The sequence below is a fragment of the Mycobacterium sp. UM_11 genome, from assembly GCF_001414075.1.
Taxonomy (GTDB): Bacteria; Actinomycetota; Actinomycetes; order Mycobacteriales; family Mycobacteriaceae; genus Mycobacterium.
In genome coordinates this window covers 1-2,200 of record NZ_LATC01000207.1, presented here as the reverse complement: position 1 = coordinate 2,200, position 2,200 = coordinate 1, and the positions used below count along the sequence as shown (strand labels likewise).

The following is a 2,200-nucleotide window of genomic DNA, read 5'->3' as shown; positions in this document are numbered from 1 at the left end:
CAAGGGTGTGCAACGCCCGCACCCGCCGATCTGCATCGGCGGCAGCGGGGAAAAGCGAACGCTGCCGATCACCGCGCGCTACGCGCAGCACTGGAACTTCGTCGGCGGTCCGCCCGAGTTGTTCGCGCGCAAGCGTGACGTGCTGGCCGCGGAGTGCGAGAAGATCGGGCGCGACCCGAAGGAGATCATGCTGTCGGCCCACCTGCGCCTGGACGCGGAGCGCAACTACCAGCAGGTCGTCGAGGAGGCGGCCGGACTGGCCGCCGAGGGGCTCGACCTGGGCATTGTGTACATCAACCCGCCGCACGACCCGGCCGTCTTGGAACCCTTGGCCGAAGCCATCCGCGATTCGGGGTTGTTGGACAACTAGGGGCCCGGTTTTCGCGCGGTGCGGCGGTGAGCAAACTCCCGCGCCGCGCGGGAACGCGTGTGGGAAGGGTGGTTACGCGCCGAAAATCAGCAAATCGTCGGCGGTGACCAGGCGCTCGTGTTTGGCGGGGAACTCTCGGCTTTTTACCGGGTGGCGAAACCAGGACCAGGCGATTCGCCCCATCCGTGATCGAGGTACGGGATTGATGTGCACAGTGATCACTCCTGCGATCGTTCCGTTCAGCCGGGACCCCGATCTTTCGCCCGTGTGACGGAGCCCACAAAAGGCTATTAGACACCCGGCGGCTGGCAAACGAGGGCAGACTCGCCGAAGTTTGGTGCTTGTGTTTCTGGTGTGACTACTGTGACTACTGCAGGGGAACGGCGGTCGGCTTGACCGGCGCCGGGAGCGCGGTCGCCCCCATCAGGTAGCGGTCCACGGCCGCGGCGGCGGCCCGGCCCTCAGCTATCGCCCAGACGATCAGCGACTGACCCCGACCCATGTCCCCGGCGACGAACACACCCGGGACCGACGTGTCGAAGTCGGCACCCCGCGCGACGTTGCCACGCTCGGTGAATTTGACCTCGAGGTCGTTGAGCAGGCCTTCCTTTTCCGGCCCGACGAATCCCATGGCCAGCAGCACCAGGTCGGCCTCGAGTTCGAAGTCCGAGCCCTCCACCTTGACGAACTTGCCGTCCTGCATGGTGACCTCGTGCGCCTTGAGCGCGGTCACGCGGCCGTCCGCGCCGACGAACTGCTCGGTGTTCACCGAGAACACCCGCTCGCCGCCCTCCTCGTGCGCCGAGGACACCCGGTACATCAGCGGATAGGTCGGCCACGGGGTCGATTCGGCGCGCGACTCCGGCGGTCGGGGCATGATCTCGAATTGGTGCACGACGGCGGCGCCCTGCCGGTGCGCGGTGCCGAGGCAGTCCGCCCCGGTGTCGCCGCCGCCGATGATGACGACCTTCTTGCCCTTGGCGGTGATCGGCGGCTCCCCGTCGGGCCCCAGGACGTCGTCGCCCTCCTGCACCCGGTTCCCCCACGGCAGGTATTCCATCGCCTGGTGGATGCCGTCCAGGTCCCGCCCGGGCACGGGTAGGTCCCGCCAGGCGGTCGCGCCGCCGGCGAGCACCACCGCGTCGAAATCGGCCCGCAGTTGTTCGGCGGTGATGTCGATCCCGACGTTGACGCCCGCGCGGAATTCGGTTCCCTCGGCCCGCATCTGGTCCAGGCGCCGGTCGAGGACGCGCTTTTCCATCTTGAATTCCGGGATGCCGTAGCGCAGCAGCCCGCCGATGCGATCCGACCGCTCGAAGACGGTGACCGTGTGGCCGGCGCGGGTCAGCTGCTGCGCGGCGGCCAAACCGGCCGGACCGGAACCGACCACCGCTACCTTCTTCTGAGTCAGCTTGTCCGGGGGCAGCGGCACCACGAAGCCTTCCTCGAAGGCACGGTCGATGATCTCCAGCTCGATCTGCTTGATCGTCACCGGATCCTGGTTGATGCCAAGCACACAGGCCGGTTCACACGGCGCCGGACACAGCCGGCCGGTGAAGTCCGGAAAGTTGTTGGTGGCGTGCAACCGCTCGATCGCGTCGCGCCAACGGCCCCGGCGCACCAGGTCGTTCCACTCCGGGATCAGGTTGCCCAACGGACACCCGTTGTGGCAGAACGGAATACCGCAATCCATGCACCGGGTCGCCTGCTCGCGCAGGGTGCCCTCGTCGAAGTCCTCGTAGACCTCGTGCCAGTCCTTCAACCGCAGCGGGACAGGCCGACGCTTCGGCAGTTCCCGGTGCTGTCTCTTATACACATCTGACGCTGCCG

General features: G+C 67.4%; 2 protein-coding genes. One reads left to right on the top strand and one right to left on the bottom strand.

All coding sequences use genetic code 11. The features are described 5' to 3' along the window. Nucleotides 1–370, top strand: a 370-nt coding sequence (locus WU80_RS24600) for an LLM class flavin-dependent oxidoreductase (RefSeq protein ID WP_156371886.1), incomplete at its 5' end; no start/stop codon positions are given. Nucleotides 371–737: 367 nt separating this feature from the next. Here the strand turns inward: WU80_RS24600 and WU80_RS24595 are convergent. After that, nucleotides 738–2,186, bottom strand: coding sequence for a glutamate synthase subunit beta (locus WU80_RS24595; protein ID WP_082460029.1), 1,449 nt, complete (start codon nucleotides 2,184–2,186; stop codon nucleotides 738–740). Nucleotides 2,187–2,200: the final 14 nt, after the last annotated feature.